Below are 15,685 nucleotides of genomic sequence, written 5' to 3' on the forward strand. Positions count from 1 at the left end.
TCAATGGGGTTTGCTTCCAAACTTACATCTGTGTAAGTACTTCCCAAAAAAGATAGTCTGGTTATGGATGGGAGCCATGTGTCGCCCTCTTATTTTCAGTCACCTTGAATAAGGAGAAGGACAATGACTACTATAGCTGTCACTGGTGCTGCTGGACAACTTGGCCGATATGTTATTGCTAAACTGAAGGAGAAAATAGCTCCATCTGACATCGTTGCCATTGTGCGTAACACTTCCAAATCCAAAAATCTGGGCGTAGCCGTACGGCAAGCTGATTATACCGATCCAGGTGCATTGGGCGCCGCGATGCAGGGGATAGATAAGCTGTTATTAATCTCTGGAAACGAAATAGGAAAGCGTATTGCTCAGCATAGAAATATCATTGATGCCGCAAAAAAAGCGGGTGTGAAGCATATCGTGTACACAAGCTTGTTGCGTGCTGATACGTCTCCTCTGAGTGTCGCTCGGGAGCACCCTGTCACCGAATCTGATCTGAAACATTCCGGTGTTGACTACACCATTTTGCGCAATGGCTGGTACACTGAAAATTACACCAGTTCAATTCCTGCGGCGCTGGAGAACAATGCCTTTTATGGCAGTGCGGGCGAGGGTAAAATTTCTTCCGCCGCCCGTGAGGATTATGCCGAGGCTGCTGTGGCCGTACTGACTTCTACCGGGCATGAAGGCAAGACTTATGAGCTTGCAGGCGATACCGCGTACACTCTGGCGGATTTAGCTGCTGAAGTTTCCAGACAGTCAGGCAAAAAGATTCCTTATGTGAATATTCCTGAAGCTGACTATGCTGCCGCGCTGGTTCAGGCGGGTGTGCCAGAAGATTTTGCCGCTCTGATCGCAGGCTGGGACGCAGACGCAGAAAAGGGTGCATTGTTCAGCGAAGACCGGACTCTTTCCCGATTGATTGGCCGCCCGACCACACCGCTGGATAAAATGGTGCAGGCTGCACTGAGGGTATGACTTTGTTTTCCGGCTCTTTTGAAACGGAACAGGCACTGGACCGGGTTACGCGGGCAAAGCCCGCGTAACCTACAATCCCCGATACCGTTGTGTTCCCATGAGGGCTTGGAAGCCTTCCGGTTCCGTCACTTCCACGGCTCCGGATTTTTGGGCGAATCCCGCGTCCTGAAAGCGCTGTCCCTGGGCCTGAATCAGCACCCGCGTGCCGCGCGGACCGAGAATCAGGGTCTCGTACAGGCGCACCACTTCGGGCAGGGTGGTCCGCCGCAGGGCTTCGGTCAGGCGTGTCCGGCCGTCAAAGGCGGCGTTCCCCAGACGCAGGTCCGCCTCCAGCCATCCGAATTCCTCTTCCAGCGTATCCGGCGTTCTGGTGATGGAGGCCAGCGCGCCCTGGCGCACGGTCTCGAATTCTTCTGCGGTTACGCCGCGCATCTGTTCCAGGGCGTGGAAGAAGAACGAGCCGAAGCGGTCCGCCAGTTCCGCCGTGCCCGCCACGGGACTCTGAGCACCGAAACCGACGCCCGCGCAGTGAGCGAACATGACCGGGAACGTCGTGACGATGTATCCCAGCTGTTCTTCCGTGCGCAGTCGGCTGTAGAAGCGGGTGGACAGCAGTTCCTCCAGAAGCATTGCCCTGGCCCTGGCGTTTTCGCCGGGTTCGGGGTCAAGAAAGAGTTCCACCAGCACGCTGTCTTCCAGTGCGATGCTTTCCCGATAATCCGCCGTCACGCCCGGAACGGGCAGAATTCGCCGGGATTCCGCCGGTCCGGACGCCGTGGCGTACGGGGCGAGGACCCGCCCCAGATCCGTCAGAGTCCCGGCGGAGATATTGCCGAATCCGAACACCGTGCAGTCCATGTCGCCGCGCACGGCGTGCAGCCAGGCCGTCCAGTCTTCAAGCGTTATCGTTTTGGCCGCGTTTTCCAGGCTTTTCCGGCTCCAGGAAGGCACGCGCACCAGATTGCCCATGGTCTGCATGGCCTGGCCGAAAACGCCCCGTTTGGCCATGTTGGCCAGGCCGCGCAGGTATTCCGCCCTGGCCTGTTCGAAGGCCTCCGGACCGATTTTCTGATCCAGAAAAGCCAGAACCCTGGGCAGCAGGTCGGCTTGGTGCTGGCTGAAGCCGCCGATGCGGACAAGGAGCCCTCCGTCGCCGGATACGGAAAGGTCGAGCCCGGCCTCCTGGGCCTGATAATGCAGCCCGGCCTGGTTCTGGTTCCACAGTTCGAGCAGGATACCCTGCATGGCCTCCTGGGCCGGAGTGGAGGAGAAGTGCGCGGATTGCAGCCGGGTCAGGAGGATGGCTTTGGGTTCGTGCCGGAATCGGGAAGCGGCCTGCCATACGCGCAGGCCGGGCTTGTCCACGAGCCTGTGCGGCTTTCCGGGGGCGCTTGCCACCAGGGAAAAATCGTCCGGCACAAAGGGATTGAGCACCGGGAGCCGGAACTCTTCCGCACGGGCGGCTTCCTTCCAGCGGGCCAGGTCGTCCTGCCCGATGGGGCGCACACTGTACGGGGTTTCGTAGAAGAATGCTTTTTTGTCCGCAGGCTGATCCATCCCCACCTGAAAGACGCGGGCGCGGTCAGGAGTCATCCGGGAAAGGATGCCGGCCACGGCCTCGCGTGCAAAGGCGTCCATCCTGTAGGGGCCGTAGTTCACATCCTCCACGGGGTAGCGCAGCATCAGTCCGGCGGCTCCCAGCACATAATCGAAACCGCTGCTCATGGGCGCGAAGCGGAACTCCATGTTCATCATGTCCCGCGTCTGGTCGAAATATTCCGGGCCGATGCCGCGCGTTCTGAGCATTTCCAGATAGGCGAAGATCATGCCCAGCACTTCGTCCCGGTTTTGGTCCCCTTTTTCCGTAAGCCGCACGGACAGGGACAGGGACACGCCGTTGCGCAGGGTTTCCGTGTCCCCGCCCGCGGAAAGGCCCAGCGCCAGACCCTTCCGGCGCAGTACGTCCACCAGGGAATGTTCCGTTTCCGTCCCCAGCACGGCCGCCAGGGCCTGCACCGGCTTGGATGTCCGGTCGTTCTGGAAGCCGGGGAGGACGAATTCCACCGTCAGGCTGCGGACTTCGCCCACAGGACGCACGCCGAAGATCAGTCCCTGTTCCTGGTCCGTGACCGGCGGCGCGGCGGGAGCCGGAATTTCCGCCCCGTCTCCGGGGATGGCGGCCAGTTCCTTCCGGGCCAGGGTTTCCAGTTCATCGAGGGACTGCGGGCCGTACAGTGCGGCCTTCATCAGGTTGCCCCTGTAGTGCCGGCGGTGAAAGCGGATCAGTTCTTCCTGCAGCACGCTGCCCGGCTTGTCGGAGAGGGTTTCCAGATTGCCGCCGGAGAACCGCGAGGCCGGATGGGCCGGATTCAGCGTGGACAGGGCCAGCATGGCCATGCGCCGTCCGTCGCTGTATTTGAGGGATTCCATCTCCGCGTTGACGGCGTTTCGCTCCTTGTCCGCATAGACCGGGTTCAGCAGGGGGCGGGCCAGCGTGTCGGCCATGCGGTGCAGGGCTTCGGCGAAGGCGGGCGGGTCCACTTCCATCATGTACGTGGTGGATGTGTAGCCGGTGGAGGCATTGGTCCGGCCGCCGTTGCGGCTGATGAAAGCCTGATAGTCCTCCGCTCCGGGATAGGAGGCGGAGCCCAGAAAAAGCATGTGCTCCAGATAGTGCGCCAGACCGAGCTGGGAGTCGGGGTTGTCCAGGCTGCCCACGCCGACGGCTACGGCCGCCGCAGCCTTGGCCGCGCGTTCGTCGCGGACCAGCAGCACCTCCAGGCCGGAATCCAGTTTCAGGGCGCGGTACTGGCGGGAATCCGTATCCGAAACGCGGATCTGCCCGGCCACGGCCTGTCCGGTGAGCAGCAGCACAAAACACAGTGTACGGATGGAAGTCATGTATGCTCCTTGTCTTGGAGGATGGGCAATGCCCCTCCCGGATGAACAGCCGGTGCACGGGCCGGCGGAAAAGTTTGTCTTGTCCCGATCATGGGTCTGCGGATGCCGGATGGCTCGCTTCGCGGCAGACGTGGCCTTGCCCCGCGGATGAGGCATGTGTAGCCATAGCACCCATGCCCGGACTGGACCACTTCTTCAAGCTACTGCGCGCCGCTCCCGCTGGAGCGGTCTTCAACCCGTGGTATCAGCGGGATTTGGAACACGACGCCTCCCCCGGGGCGCCGGGCATCCGCCGGGCCCAGTTGCGGGCCTATCTGGAAGAGCGGCGGCAGGCCCGGATCATCCTGCTGGCCGAGGCTCTGGGATATCAGGGCGGGCATTTCACCGGCATTCCCATGACCTCGGAGCGGCTGCTGCTCGGCCATTTGCGTCCGCAGGGTCTGGAGCCGGGCATGGTTTTTTCCGGTCCGGCCCGGCGCACCAGCCGCGAAAGCCTGAAGTCGAGCGGCTTCACGGAGCCCACCTGCACCGTGGTCTGGAAGAGCGTGTGCGAGGCGGGGCTCGATCCGCGCATGGTCATTTTGTGGAACGCCTTTCCCTGGCATCCGTACAAGCCCGAAAAGGGCATGCTCAGCAACCGCACACCTTCCGATACGGAACTGGTGCTGGCCCGCCCCGTCCTTAAGGCCCTGCACGACTACGTTCCCGGCGCGGCGGTATTGGCGGTAGGGCGGAAATCCGGCCGGCTTCTGGCGGACATGGGTGTCATGGCCGGGGAGCTGCGCCATCCGGCCAATGGCGGAGCGGGGCTCTTTCGCGCCCAGTTCATGCGGGCCGCGAAGCTATTCTCCGGAAATGTTGACACTCGCGGTACAGGGGATATTCTGAAATAATCCAGCGACATTTTGCGGAGGCACCCATGAAGTATACGGCTTCCTACACGCCAGATTTCAGCACCCGCGACGCCCATCCCGGCGTCAACCCGCTCTTTCCGGAGCGCTGGTCGCCGCGCTCCTTCTCCGGAGAGCCCATTGCCGCCGGAGATCTGGCCGTCATCTTCGACGCGGCCCGCTGGGCTCCGTCTGCGTACAACGAACAGCCCTGGCGCATCCTGACTTCCACTCCGGAGACCTTCGACACTTTTCTGGGCCTGCTGGTGGAACCCAACCAGAAATGGGCCAAGAGCGCGTCCCTGCTCGGCTTCATTCTGGCCCGCCGGAATTTCACCCATAACGGCGCGCCCAACGACTGGGCCGTGTTCGACTGCGGCGCGGCCTGGGTGTCTTTCACCCTTCAGGCCAGCAGCCTGGGGCTGCATACCCATTGCATGGCCGGGATCAAAAAAGACGACGTTTACAAGGCCTTCGCCATTTCCAGGGAAGAATTCGAAGTGGTGGCCGGTTTTGCCATGGGCGTGCTGGCAGCCAGGGAGAAGCTGGAAAAGCCGTACATCGACTGGGAAAAGCCTTCCCCGCGCAAGTCGCTGGACGAAATCTGGAAGCGGGGCGCCTGGTAGGGCCGCAGATTTCAGCTTTGGCATCCGCTCAATCCGGATCGTGTCCCTGAAAGAAAAGGCCGTGAAATTCACGGCCTTTTTGCGCTTCATGGCTGTATGAAAATTTAGCGGACGTCAGGACACCCTGCTGCCGTTTGCCACCTTGCCGGTGGGGGTCAGCAGCTGGAGCCCGTTTTCCTGCTTCACGGCCAGAACCATACCCTGAGAGACCAGCCCGCGCAGCTTGCGCGGTTTCAGATTGGCCACCATGACCACCTGCCGTCCGGCCAGTTCCTCCGGTTTCCAGAATTCGGCCAGACCCGCCACGATCTGCCGCGGCTCTTCCTCTCCGGCGTCTATTTCCAGCACCAGCAGCCGGTCGGCCGCAGGGTGAACCTTGGCCGCGAGCACCGTGCCCACGCGCAGGTCGACTTTGGCGAAGTCCTCGAATTCAATGTGGGGCGTATTCACCAGTGACGTAGCTTCGGGGGATGACTGGATTTTTGCGGCGTCTTTTTCCTGACGGGGGAACAGGTTGGATTTTTCCTCCACGGCTGTTCCCGGAGCAAGGCCGAACCAGGAGTTGGCTTCACCTTCCAGATCCGCGTCGCCGAGGCTGAATTTCACGCCCAGCTGGGCGAGCATGGTTTCGCTGGCCGAGGGCATGACCGGCCACAGATGCAGGGCCACCTTGCGCATACCTTCCAGCACCACATACATGACCGTGCCCAGCCGGGTGGAGTCTCCATTCTTGTACAGGGTCCAGGGCGCGGCGGAGTCGATGTACTTGTTCAGATGGCGGATCAGATCCCACAGGGATCTGAGGGCCTTGGAAAACTGGAAATGCTCGAACTGGTCCTGGAAGTTGGCCATGGCGTTGTGGCCCACGGTCAGCACTTCCCGGTCCATGTCCTCAAGGGCCGCGCATTCGGGCACGATGCCGCCGAAATACTTGTGGGTCATGGACAGGGTCCGCGAAAAGAGGTTGCCCAGGTCGTTGGCCAGATCCGCGTTGAAGCGGTTCACCAGCGCCTCTTCGCTGAAGGAGGAGTCCTGGCCGAAGGTCATTTCCGACAGCAGGAAATAGCGGAAGGCGGCGAGTCCGTACTTCCGGGCCATGTCCAGAGGGGCGACCACGTTGCCCAGGCTTTTGGACATCTTGGCTTCGTTGATGGTCCAGTATCCGTGCACGCGCAGCCCCTTGTACAGGGGGATGCCGGCGGACATGAGCATGGTCGGCCAGAACACGGCATGGGGCTTCAGGATGTCCTTGGCCACCAGGTGATGGGCTCCCGGCCAGTATTTGCGGAATTTTTCTCCGTCGGGGTAACCCAGCGCGGAAATGTAGTTGATAAGGGCGTCGAACCAGACATAGGTCACGAAATCTCTGTCAAAGGGCAGTTCGATGCCCCAGGTCAGCCGGGTTTTGGGCCGGGAAATGCACAGATCTCCAAGGTCTTCCCGGAGCATGGCCAGGATTTCATTGCGGTAGCCTTCGGGCTGGATGAATTCCGGGTATTCCTCGATATGCCGGCGGAGCGGTTCAAGATATTTGCTCATGCGGAAAAAATAGTTCTTTTCCTTGATGAAGGCCGGAGCTGTCTGATGATCCGGGCATTTGCCGTCCACCAGCTCCTTTTCCGTGTAGAACCGCTCGCAGCCGTAGCAGTAATGCCCGCCGTACTCGTCGAAATAGATGTCTCCGTTGTCGAAGACGCGTTGCAGCACCTCCTGCACGCACTGCTTGTGGCGTTCCTCCGTGGTCCGGATGAAATCGTCGTTGGCGATCTCCAGATCGGGCCAGAGATCCCTGAACAGCTGGCTGATGGCGTCGGCATAGACTTCAGGCGTCCGGCCTCCGGCTTCCGCGGCCTGGACGATTTTGTCTCCGTGTTCGTCGGTGCCTGTCAGAAAATAGGTCATGTCGCCCTTCAGACGGTGGAAGCGGCTCACGCTGTCGGCAACGATGGTGGTGTAGCCGTGCCCCAGATGCGGGCGGGCGTTCACGTAATAGATGGGTGTGGATATGAAAAAAGATTTCATTGGTTCTCCTTGAGTCGCCTGAAAATCTATTCCGCCGGAGCTGGGGACTGGCCGCCGTCCCGGGGTGTCCCGGATTTTCGCCGCCTGTCGCGGCGGCGCGGGTCCCTGCGCTCTTCGGCTTCCGGTCTGGATGAAGAGCGGGGCGGGCGGGCCTCCTGACGCTGTGGGCGAGGGTGCGGTTCATTCCGTTCGGTGCGCTCCGGCTGCTTCCGCCCGGCGTCCTGACGGTCGCCCTCGTGCCGGGGAGGTCTGTTCTGCTGCGACCTGAAAGCCCGCCGGGGGCGTTTGGCCGAACGGGTTTCCGGATCCGCCAGAGCGGCCAGCTCGGCCGGAATTTCGCCGCTCACGTCCCCGTGGCCGGCCATGCGCGGCTGGTCCGGTGACAGCATGGCGTTCCAGTCGTCCAGAGAAAAATCCAGCTCCTCTCCGGCCTCGTTCATCACGCTGACGGAATCGCGGAACATGTTGGCCCTGAGCGTTTTCATGGCCCCGTGGGTGGTCATGTATTTGCGGCCGATACGCGGGGCCCGGTTCTGGAAATCGGCGTAGTTGTCCTTCTCGTAGGCCAGACAGCACAGCAGGCGGCCGCAGACTCCGGAAATCTTGGCCGGGTTGAGGAACAGGTTCTGGTCCTTGGCCATCTTGATGGTCACCGGCGCGAAGTTCCGCAGGTACCGGCGGCAGCAGCAGATTTCCCCGCAGCCGCCCAATGCCCCGATCATCTGGGTTTCGTGGCGCACGCCGATCTGGCGGAGCTCGATGCGCGTACGGTAGGCCCGGACCAGATCCTTGACCAGTTCACGGAAATCCACCCGGCCCGGAGCGGTGAAATAGAAGATCATCTTGCTCTTGTCGAAATAGATCTCCACATCCACCAGTTTCATGTCCAGTCCGAAACGGGACACGCATTGCTGACAGAATTTCTTGGATTCTCCGGCCAGCTCCTGGTTTTCCTGCCAGATATCCAGATCTTCCTGAGTGGCGGGGCGGTAGATGGGTTTCAACGTCCCGGCGTCGAGGCCCTCGGGCAGGGTGTCGCGAAGGCTCATTACTTCGCCGAAGCCGATGCCTTCCTCGGTTTTGACGAGCACCCGGTCGCGCATGTTCAGCACGAAGGGCGAGGTCGTGAAAAAGTAAATCTGTCCGTGGCGTTTGAAGGAAACGCCTGCGTATTGCGCCATATATGTTCCGAAGCCGTCCGGTGGACAGCGCTGAAGTCCTTAAATGGTTTCGTGACGGGGACCATTTTTTGTAACGGCAGACGCCGGAAGTGACAAGTCGTTCTCCCGAAGAAGACCTGGGCGGAGGCCGTCAGATAAAAGCGCCCCCGGAATGTCTCCCGGAGGCGCTTTCGAGGCATGGCCGGAGAGCGGGTTACTGCTCCACGCCGAGCCTGCGCGCGATTTCCCGGGCGGCCTTCCGTCCCGCGCCCATGGCCAGCACTACGGTGGCCGCGCCGGTGACGATGTCTCCTCCGGCGAAAACCATGGGAATGTCCGTCTCCCCAGTTTCCGGATCGGCCTTGATGTAGGCCCACTTGTTCAGGGTCAGTTCCGGGGTTTCGCGCAGCAGCACCGGGTTGGGGCCGGTGCCGATGCCCAGAACGGCCAGATCGGTGGGGATGTCGAAATAGGCATCTTTCACGGGCACGGGCCTGCGCCGCCCGGAATCGTCGGGTTCGCCAAGCTCCATGCGCTGAACCGTCAGACTGATCAGCCGGCCGTGTTCGTCGCCGTTGAAGGCGATGGGTGCGGCCAGGTTTTCCAGTACGACGCCTTCTTCCAGGGCATGTTCCAGCTCTTCCAGCCGGGCGGGCATTTCTTCCTTGGTCCGGCGGTACACGATGGTCACTTTTTCCGCGTTCAGGCGCAGGGCCGTACGTGCGGCATCCATGGCCACGTTGCCGCCGCCGAGGACCACGACATGGCGTCCGGCGGCCACCGGCGTGTCCACTTCCGGAAATCTGTAGCCGCGCATCAGATTGACGCGGGTCAGATATTCGTTGGCGCTGTACACGCCGAGCAGGCTTTCGCCCGGTATGCCCAGAAATTTGGGCAGCCCGGCGCCCACGCCGATGAATACGGCCTGGTAGCCCTCGTCCATCAGCTCCCGGATGCCTACGGTCTTGCCCACCACCCAGTTGGTCTTGAACTCCACACCCATACGTTTGAGGAATTCCACCTCCGTGCGCACGATGGACTTGGGCAGGCGGAATTCCGGAATGCCGTATACCAGCACGCCGCCAACTTCATGGAGGGCTTCGAACACGGTGACGGGGATGCCCAGCGCGGCCAGATATCCGGCGACGGTGAGGCTGCTGGGGCCCGATCCCACACAGGCCACTTTCAGGTCGTCTCGCAGCAGGCGGCACTCGTCTCCGCCTGTGACGGCGTCGCAGGGATTTTCCGCGTAGTAGGAATCGGCCACAAACCTTTCCAGCCGCCCGATGGCGATGGGCTGTCCCGTGGGCAGAAGCTTGCATTTGAGCTCGCACTGCTTCTCCTGAGGGCAGACCCGGCCGCAGATGGCGGGCAGGCTGTTGGTGGCCTTGATCACCGAGTAGGCTTCATCCAGCCGTCCTTCCGCCACATGGCGGATGAACTGTTTGCAATCCACCTCCACGGGACAGCCCAGCTGGCAGGGAGCCTTCTTGCACTGCAAACATCGGCCGGCTTCTGTTCTGGCCTGTTCAAGCGTGTATCCGAGGGCCACTTCGCTGAAGTTGCCCCGCCTCAGCTGTGCGTCCTGCATGGGCATGGACACGCGGGGAAGACGCTTAGTTTTTTGATTCATGGCATTCACAGTAGCGTTTATAGGATTCTTTTTCCTGAGTCACGTAGGACCCAAGCCGTAACATGAGTTCGTCGAAATCCACCTGATGCGCGTCGAATTCGGGGCCGTCCACGCAGGCGAAGCGGATATTGTTGTCCACCCGCACCCGGCAGGCGCCGCACATGCCGATGCCGTCCACCATAATGGAGTTCAGGCTGACCACGGTCTTCACGCCGAAGGGCCGGGTCACTCCGGCCACGGCCCGCATCATGGGCACCGGTCCCACGGCCACCACTTCCTTTATCTGCGGGTCCTCCTCCAGGCGTTTCTGCAGAATCTGGGTGACGAAGCCTTTTTCTCCCCGGCTGCCGTCGTCTGTGGCCACCAGTACTTCGTGGCTGAACTTCCTGAGTTCCTCCTCGAACAGCAGCAGGTCGGCGGAACGCGCTCCGATGACGGAAACCACCCGGTTGCCGGCCTGGGCGTGCCCCTTGGCGATGTGATGCATGGCCGCGATGCCCGTGCCGCCGCCCACGCAGATCACCGTGCCGACCTTGTGGATGTCCGTAGGTTGCCCCAGAGGGCCGCACAGGTCCAGAATACTGTCGCCCTGCTCCAGAGCCTCCAGCATGGCCGTGCTCCGGCCCAGTACCAGATAGACGATGGTGATGGTGCCTGCCCCGGCGTCGGCGTCGGCGATGGTCAGGGGAAAGCGTTCGCCGGATTCATTGATCCGCAGGATGACGAAATTCCCCGGTTTGGCTTTTCTCGCGATTTCCGGAGCATCCAGGGTCAGTTCCGTGGTTTTCCCCGGAATCAGTGCCCTTTTCTTCAGAATTTTGTTCACCGGCACCTCCATGCCCGAAGGCGTTTCGAAGGCTCTGGCGTGAAGCCCTCTTTTTCCGCCTGTCTGTCAGAATTTTCGGGTGATAGTAAAGGAAAAAAACATCTGCCGAGTTCAATAACCCTTTGAAATGCCGGATTCCAGTCACGGAAGGGACAAGACCCCGGCTTCATGCGCTTAAAAATCGGCCCAGCGCTGATATTTCCTGACTGAGGAGGAAGCCAGCTCCGATTCCAGCTCTTCCCGGCTCACGGCCGCGGCGCCGACCTGGCCGACGACCAGTCCCGCCGCGCAGTTGGCCAGAACGCATGAATCCAGCAGGTCGAACCCTGAACTCAGGGCCAGAGCGATGACCGCGATCACGGTGTCTCCGGCGCCGGTTACGTCAAAGACCTTTTGGGCCGTGGTGGGCAGATGAAAAACGCCTTGTCCCGGCAGGAACACGGCCATGCCGTCCGCGCCCAGGGTGATGACCAGACTTTCAAGCCTGTGCCGCTCCACGATATGTTTCCCGGCCCGGATGATGTCTTCCCGCCCGGCAACGGGCAAGCCTGCGCCTTCGGAGGCTTCCTTGGCGTTGGGCGTCATGCAGTACAGATTCCGGTAATGGGGAAAATTGCATGTTTTGGGATCGAGGATGATTTTCCGCCCGGCGGCACGCTCGTGGAGCCAGGTCAGAAATTCGGCGGAAACGACGCCCTTGCCGTAGTCCGAGAGCACGATGATTTCGAATCCGTCCACGAGCCCGTCCACGGTTCTCCGCAATGCCGCGGACTCTCCGGCGTCCAGCGGCAGGGTGGTTTCCCTGTCCACACGCAGCATTTGCTGGTGCGCGGCCATGATCCGGGTTTTGAGAGTGGTTTCCCGGCTCGTGGAATGAATCAGCCGGGCGTCGATATACAGGGCCCGGCAGAGCCGCTCCAGTTCGTCACCGTGTCCGTCCGCCCCGCATACGCTGACCAGCGTGGGAGACCCGTCCAGCAGGGCCGCGTTCTGGGCCACGTTTCCCGCTCCGCCGATCTTGAAATCCTGGTTTACCACGCGGACGACGGGCACCGGGGCTTCGGGCGAAATGCGTTCCACCACACCGTGCTGGTACCGGTCGAGCATGATGTCGCCGATGACCAGCACTTTCGCCCCGGCCAGTCGGGCCGTGTCGGCGGACGGACTCACGCGTCCTCCTGTGAGATCTTTTCCAGCGCCCTGGTGATGCGTTCCCGTTCTTCCTCGCTGGCGTAGGACAGGACGACCTTGCCCTTTTCCCTGGTGCCCGAACAGCTGATGGTGAAGCGGCCGCGCAGTGCCCGGACCAGTCCCCCGATGTCTTCGGCCGGAATCGCTCGGGCCGGCCGGTGGGGGCGTTTTTCCCGGAGCCTGCGGATGGCGTCTTCCAGCGCCCGCACGGTGAGTCCCTTGTCCGCGGCGGCCTGGGCCAGAGATTCCATGGCGGCGGTGTCATCCAGCGCCAGCAGGGCCCGGCCGTGACCGGCGGAGAGCACGCCTTTTTCCAGCAGGGTCTGCGCCTTTTCCGGCAGCTTCAGAAGGCGCAGACAGTTGGCCACCGCGGGCCGGCTTTTGCCGATCCGGTCGGCCAGCTCTTCCTGCGTGATTCCGAGATGATCCCTGATCTGCCCGCAGGCCCGGGCTTCCTCCATGGGATTTAAGTCTTCACGCTGCAGGTTTTCAATGAGGGCGATGGTCATGCTCTCGTAGTCGTCCATGGTCCGGACGATGCACTGGATTTCCGTCAGACCGGCCAGTACGCAGGCCCTCCAGCGCCGCTCTCCGGCCACGATTTCATATGTGCCGTCGGGCATGGGGCGCACCAGAACGGGCTGGATGAGGCCCTGAGTCCTGATGGACCCGGCCAGCTCTTCCAGCGCCGCAGAGTCGAAATGCTGCCGGGGCTGATGCGCGTTGGGTTTCAGGGATTCTGCGGGCAGGTTGACGGTCTGCGCTCCATGGCCGGATTCGACAGCAGGACTTTTGATGAGTACATCCAGACCCCGGCCAAGCCCTCTTTTTTTCATGATCATGGTTTTCTCGCGGTGTTTGCCCGGTCCGCCGGGCTTTCAATTTACTGCAAAAGCGCCACCCAAGGAGTGCGTATGAACAAGGATACGGCCATCAGATATCTCGTGGACGCCCAAGGCAAGGCTCAGGGCGTGTTTCTGGAAGAAGAAATGTGGCAGCGGGTCTGTTCGCATGTGCTGACCGAGCTGGAAAAGCTTTTTCCCTCTGAAACCGGTCCTGCCGAGCCGTTGGCTGACCTGGCCCTCCTGGAAAAATACTGGGACTTCCGCTACGATCTGCCCACGGATGTGGCCTGCGATATTTGCGGGGCATCCTCACCCGACTGGCAGGCTGACGAGCCGCGCAAGTTCATCCTCAGGGCGGCCAACATGGGCGGGCTGCTGTCTTTTCAGTGTGTGTCCTGCAAGGCCCGCGTGACCAAGCGTCATTTCAAGGACAAGGTTACCGTGAGCTGCACTCCTCAGTTTTCCTGCACCTGCGGCTGAAGCCGGTCACACTCCAGAAGTTCCTGGGCCAGATTGATATATGACTGCGTGCCCAGAGAGCGGATGTCGTACAGGATGGCCGGAAGACCGTGGCTGGGCGCTTCGGACAGACGCACATTGCGCGGGATGGCCGTATTGAAGACCAGTTGCTTGAAGTGCTCCCGGACCTCCTTTTCCACCATGAAGGACAGCCTGTTCCTTTTGTCGAACATGGTCAGCAGAATGCCCAGGATATCGAGGGATGGATTCAGCCGTTCGCGGATCAGGGCATAGGTCTGCATCAGCTGGGCGATGCCCTCCATGGCGTAGTATTCGCACTGCAGGGGGACCAGCAGCCAGCGTGCCGCGCACAGAGCATTGACGGTGATGAGTCCCAGAGACGGCGGACAGTCGATCAGGATGAAGTCAAACCCGCTTTCGACGTTTTTCACGATTCTGCGCAGAATGAATTCCCTGCCCGGAATATCGCTCAGCTCCATTTCCGCCCCCACGAAATCGGGTGTCGAAGACAGGATCTGCAGGTATTCCATGTTTGTTCCGACGATGAATTCCCTCGCATTCTCCGGTTCAAAAAACGCCTGATATATCGATCCGCGCAGCGCATCCAAATCCACGCCCAGGCCGCTGGACGCGTTGGCCTGGGGGTCGCAGTCGATGACCAGGACTCGTTTCTCCATGGCCGCCAGTGATGCGGCTAGATTGACGGTAGTGGTGGTTTTTCCCACGCCGCCCTTTTGATTTGCCAAAACAAGGGTCTGGGCCAAAAGCGCCTCCTTGCCAGAATGTTTCATGAGAAACAAAAGCGGTCCGGCACCGGGCGTGCCGCGCCGCTTTGCGTTCTTTCAACTTGCGTCGCCGGGGTGGGCGAACGGGCTATATGCCGTAGTATTCCGTGTACCAGTCCACAAACCGGGCGATGCCGTCTTCGATTTTTGTATCGGGTTTGAAGCCCACGTCACGGATCAGATCGTCCACGTCGGCGTATGTCGCGGGTACATCCCCCGGCTGCAAATCCATGTAGCCGCGGATGGCCTTTCTGCCCAAAGCATTTTCCAGCACAGAGATGAAGGTTTCCAGCTCCACGGAGTTGTTGTTGCCGATATTGTAGATTTTGTATGGTGTGGGCGATGTGGAGGGATCCGGCTTCTGGCCATCCCACTGCGGATTGGGTTCGGGAATGTGCTGGGCGACACGGAAAACGCCTTCGACGATATCGTCGATATAGGTGAAATCCCTGCGCATTTTCCCATGATTGAACACCTTGATGGGTTTACCCTCCATAATGGCCTTGGTGAACAGGTAAAGGGCCATGTCCGGGCGCCCCCAGGGGCCGTATACGGTGAAGAAGCGCAGGCCCGTGGTCGGGAGATTGTACAGATAGCTGTAGGTGTGGGCCATCAGTTCGTTGGATTTTTTGCTGGCCGCGTACAGGCTGACCGGGTGATCCACATTGTGGCGCACACTGAAGGGCATGAGGGTGTTGAGCCCGTATACGGAGCTGGAGGAGGCATAGACCAGATGTTTCACCTCGTGATGGCGGCAGCATTCCAGCAGATTGGCGAAGCCCACCATGTTGGAGCTGATATAGGACTGCGGGTTGATCAGCGAGTACCTGACCCCGGCCTGTGCCGCGAGATTGATCACATGGGTGAAGCCATGCGTGGCAAAATATGCCTTCAGGGCCGCCTCGTCGGCTAGGTCGATGGGCTCGAAATGAAACTTGCTTTCCTGTTGCAGCAGTTTCAGCCGATCCTTCTTCAACTGTACGGAATAATAGTCATTCAGATTGTCCAGTCCGAACACGTTTTCTCCGGCCTGGAGAAAACGCCGGGCAAGATGAAAGCCGATGAATCCGGCTGCGCCGGTGATGAGAATTTTCATAGATGCTCCCGTGAATCGAAGATAGCCGCCCTCTATCTTAAGCATGTTTCTTGAGCAATACGGAAAAGATGCCCCGCGGGCGCGGGGCAATTCAATAAGAAGTATGAGCGTGTTTTATGGAGTTCTGCGGCGCATGAGGAGTGATTGTCGTTTGGCATGGTGGGGCCAGTCGCCTGATTCCGCGATGTCGATGGGAACGGAATGTTTCATGTGAAACGTGGCGGCTATGCTTATGCCATGACGGTGGAGCCACCA

The 15,685-nt window shown here is 60.7% G+C and carries 13 protein-coding genes; 4 read left to right on the forward strand and 9 right to left on the reverse strand.

Annotated elements, in window-relative coordinates; translation table 11 throughout:
• Nucleotides 1-123 precede the first annotated feature (123 nt).
• A complete protein-coding gene (locus AXF15_RS03405; protein WP_066603347.1) occupies nucleotides 124-975 on the forward strand; it encodes an SDR family oxidoreductase in 852 nt (283 codons plus the stop codon).
• A gap of 69 nt (nucleotides 976-1,044) precedes the next feature.
• Here AXF15_RS03405 and AXF15_RS03410 read toward each other — a convergent pair whose 3' ends face one another.
• A complete protein-coding gene (locus AXF15_RS03410; RefSeq protein WP_066603351.1) occupies nucleotides 1,045-3,876 on the reverse strand; it encodes an insulinase family protein in 2,832 nt (943 codons plus the stop codon).
• A gap of 173 nt (nucleotides 3,877-4,049) precedes the next feature.
• On the opposite strand from AXF15_RS03410, the gene AXF15_RS03415 reads away from it, so the two are divergent.
• A complete protein-coding gene (locus AXF15_RS03415; protein ID WP_066603354.1) occupies nucleotides 4,050-4,769 on the forward strand; it encodes a uracil-DNA glycosylase in 720 nt (239 codons plus the stop codon).
• Nucleotides 4,770-4,795: 26 nt separating this feature from the next.
• On the forward strand, nucleotides 4,796-5,392 hold the full coding sequence (locus AXF15_RS03420) for a nitroreductase family protein (RefSeq protein ID WP_066603357.1): 597 nt from the start codon (nucleotides 4,796-4,798) through the stop codon (nucleotides 5,390-5,392).
• A gap of 114 nt (nucleotides 5,393-5,506) precedes the next feature.
• Here the strand turns inward: AXF15_RS03420 and metG are convergent, their stop codons facing one another.
• The 6 genes from metG to AXF15_RS03450 all read right to left on the reverse strand — a co-directional run bounded on the left by metG (nucleotide 5,507) and on the right by AXF15_RS03450 (nucleotide 13,066).
• Entirely contained in the window at nucleotides 5,507-7,414 is a 1,908-nt protein-coding gene (gene metG, locus AXF15_RS03425; RefSeq protein ID WP_066603359.1) for a methionine--tRNA ligase, read from the reverse strand.
• A 26-nt stretch (nucleotides 7,415-7,440) separates the two neighbouring features.
• Nucleotides 7,441-8,595, reverse strand: coding sequence for a regulatory iron-sulfur-containing complex subunit RicT (locus AXF15_RS03430; RefSeq protein WP_066603365.1), 1,155 nt, complete (start codon nucleotides 8,593-8,595; stop codon nucleotides 7,441-7,443).
• 193 nt (nucleotides 8,596-8,788) lie between these two features.
• Nucleotides 8,789-10,207, reverse strand: coding sequence for an NADPH-dependent glutamate synthase (gene gltA / locus AXF15_RS03435; protein WP_066603369.1), 1,419 nt, complete (start codon nucleotides 10,205-10,207; stop codon nucleotides 8,789-8,791).
• The gene (locus tag AXF15_RS03440) at nucleotides 10,191-11,045 is read right to left on the reverse strand and encodes a sulfide/dihydroorotate dehydrogenase-like FAD/NAD-binding protein (protein WP_151192272.1); all 855 of its coding nucleotides are present in this window, start codon (nucleotides 11,043-11,045) and stop codon (nucleotides 10,191-10,193) included. Before AXF15_RS03440 ends, gltA begins: the two co-directional genes overlap by 17 nt.
• A 162-nt stretch (nucleotides 11,046-11,207) precedes the next feature.
• Nucleotides 11,208-12,203, reverse strand: coding sequence for a bifunctional heptose 7-phosphate kinase/heptose 1-phosphate adenyltransferase (locus tag AXF15_RS03445; RefSeq protein ID WP_066603371.1), 996 nt, complete (start codon nucleotides 12,201-12,203; stop codon nucleotides 11,208-11,210).
• On the reverse strand, nucleotides 12,200-13,066 hold the full coding sequence (locus AXF15_RS03450) for a ParB/RepB/Spo0J family partition protein (protein WP_066603372.1): 867 nt from the start codon (nucleotides 13,064-13,066) through the stop codon (nucleotides 12,200-12,202). The genes AXF15_RS03445 and AXF15_RS03450 overlap by 4 nt, the downstream gene beginning before the upstream one ends.
• Nucleotides 13,067-13,138: 72 nt before the next feature.
• On the opposite strand from AXF15_RS03450, the gene AXF15_RS03455 reads away from it, so the two are divergent.
• Nucleotides 13,139-13,549: a hypothetical protein gene (locus tag AXF15_RS03455; RefSeq protein WP_066603376.1), complete on the forward strand. Its 411-nt coding sequence runs from the start codon at nucleotides 13,139-13,141 to the stop codon at nucleotides 13,547-13,549.
• Here the strand turns inward: AXF15_RS03455 and AXF15_RS03460 are convergent.
• A complete protein-coding gene (locus tag AXF15_RS03460) occupies nucleotides 13,525-14,313 on the reverse strand; it encodes a ParA family protein (RefSeq protein ID WP_066608625.1) in 789 nt (262 codons plus the stop codon). The two genes, AXF15_RS03455 and AXF15_RS03460, sit on opposite strands and share 25 nt — an antisense overlap.
• Nucleotides 14,314-14,422: 109 nt before the next feature.
• Complete coding sequence (locus tag AXF15_RS03465) at nucleotides 14,423-15,430, reverse strand: NAD-dependent epimerase (RefSeq protein WP_066603381.1); 1,008 nt, start codon at nucleotides 15,428-15,430, stop codon at nucleotides 14,423-14,425.
• Nucleotides 15,431-15,685 lie beyond the last annotated feature (255 nt).

Source organism: Desulfomicrobium orale DSM 12838, assembly GCF_001553625.1.
GTDB lineage: Bacteria > Desulfobacterota > Desulfovibrionia > Desulfovibrionales > Desulfomicrobiaceae > Desulfomicrobium > Desulfomicrobium orale.

What these genes read in the sequence shown, in the direction of transcription:
- AXF15_RS03465 (WP_066603381.1), bottom strand. Translation starts at nt 15,430, where the DNA reads ATGAAAATTCTCATCACCGGCGCAGCCGGATTCATCGGCTTTCATCTT.
- AXF15_RS03440 (WP_151192272.1), bottom strand. Translation starts at nt 11,045, where the DNA reads ATGGAGGTGCCGGTGAACAAAATTCTGAAGAAAAGGGCACTGATTCCG.
- AXF15_RS03405 (WP_066603347.1), top strand. Translation starts at nt 124, where the DNA reads ATGACTACTATAGCTGTCACTGGTGCTGCTGGACAACTTGGCCGATAT.
- AXF15_RS03455 (WP_066603376.1), top strand. Translation starts at nt 13,139, where the DNA reads ATGAACAAGGATACGGCCATCAGATATCTCGTGGACGCCCAAGGCAAG.
- AXF15_RS03415 (WP_066603354.1), top strand. Translation starts at nt 4,050, where the DNA reads ATGCCCGGACTGGACCACTTCTTCAAGCTACTGCGCGCCGCTCCCGCT.
- AXF15_RS03420 (WP_066603357.1), top strand. Translation starts at nt 4,796, where the DNA reads ATGAAGTATACGGCTTCCTACACGCCAGATTTCAGCACCCGCGACGCC.
- AXF15_RS03450 (WP_066603372.1), bottom strand. Translation starts at nt 13,066, where the DNA reads ATGATCATGAAAAAAAGAGGGCTTGGCCGGGGTCTGGATGTACTCATC.
- gltA (WP_066603369.1), bottom strand. Translation starts at nt 10,207, where the DNA reads ATGAATCAAAAAACTAAGCGTCTTCCCCGCGTGTCCATGCCCATGCAG.
- metG (WP_066603359.1), bottom strand. Translation starts at nt 7,414, where the DNA reads ATGAAATCTTTTTTCATATCCACACCCATCTATTACGTGAACGCCCGC.
- AXF15_RS03430 (WP_066603365.1), bottom strand. Translation starts at nt 8,595, where the DNA reads ATGGCGCAATACGCAGGCGTTTCCTTCAAACGCCACGGACAGATTTAC.
- AXF15_RS03410 (WP_066603351.1), bottom strand. Translation starts at nt 3,876, where the DNA reads ATGACTTCCATCCGTACACTGTGTTTTGTGCTGCTGCTCACCGGACAG.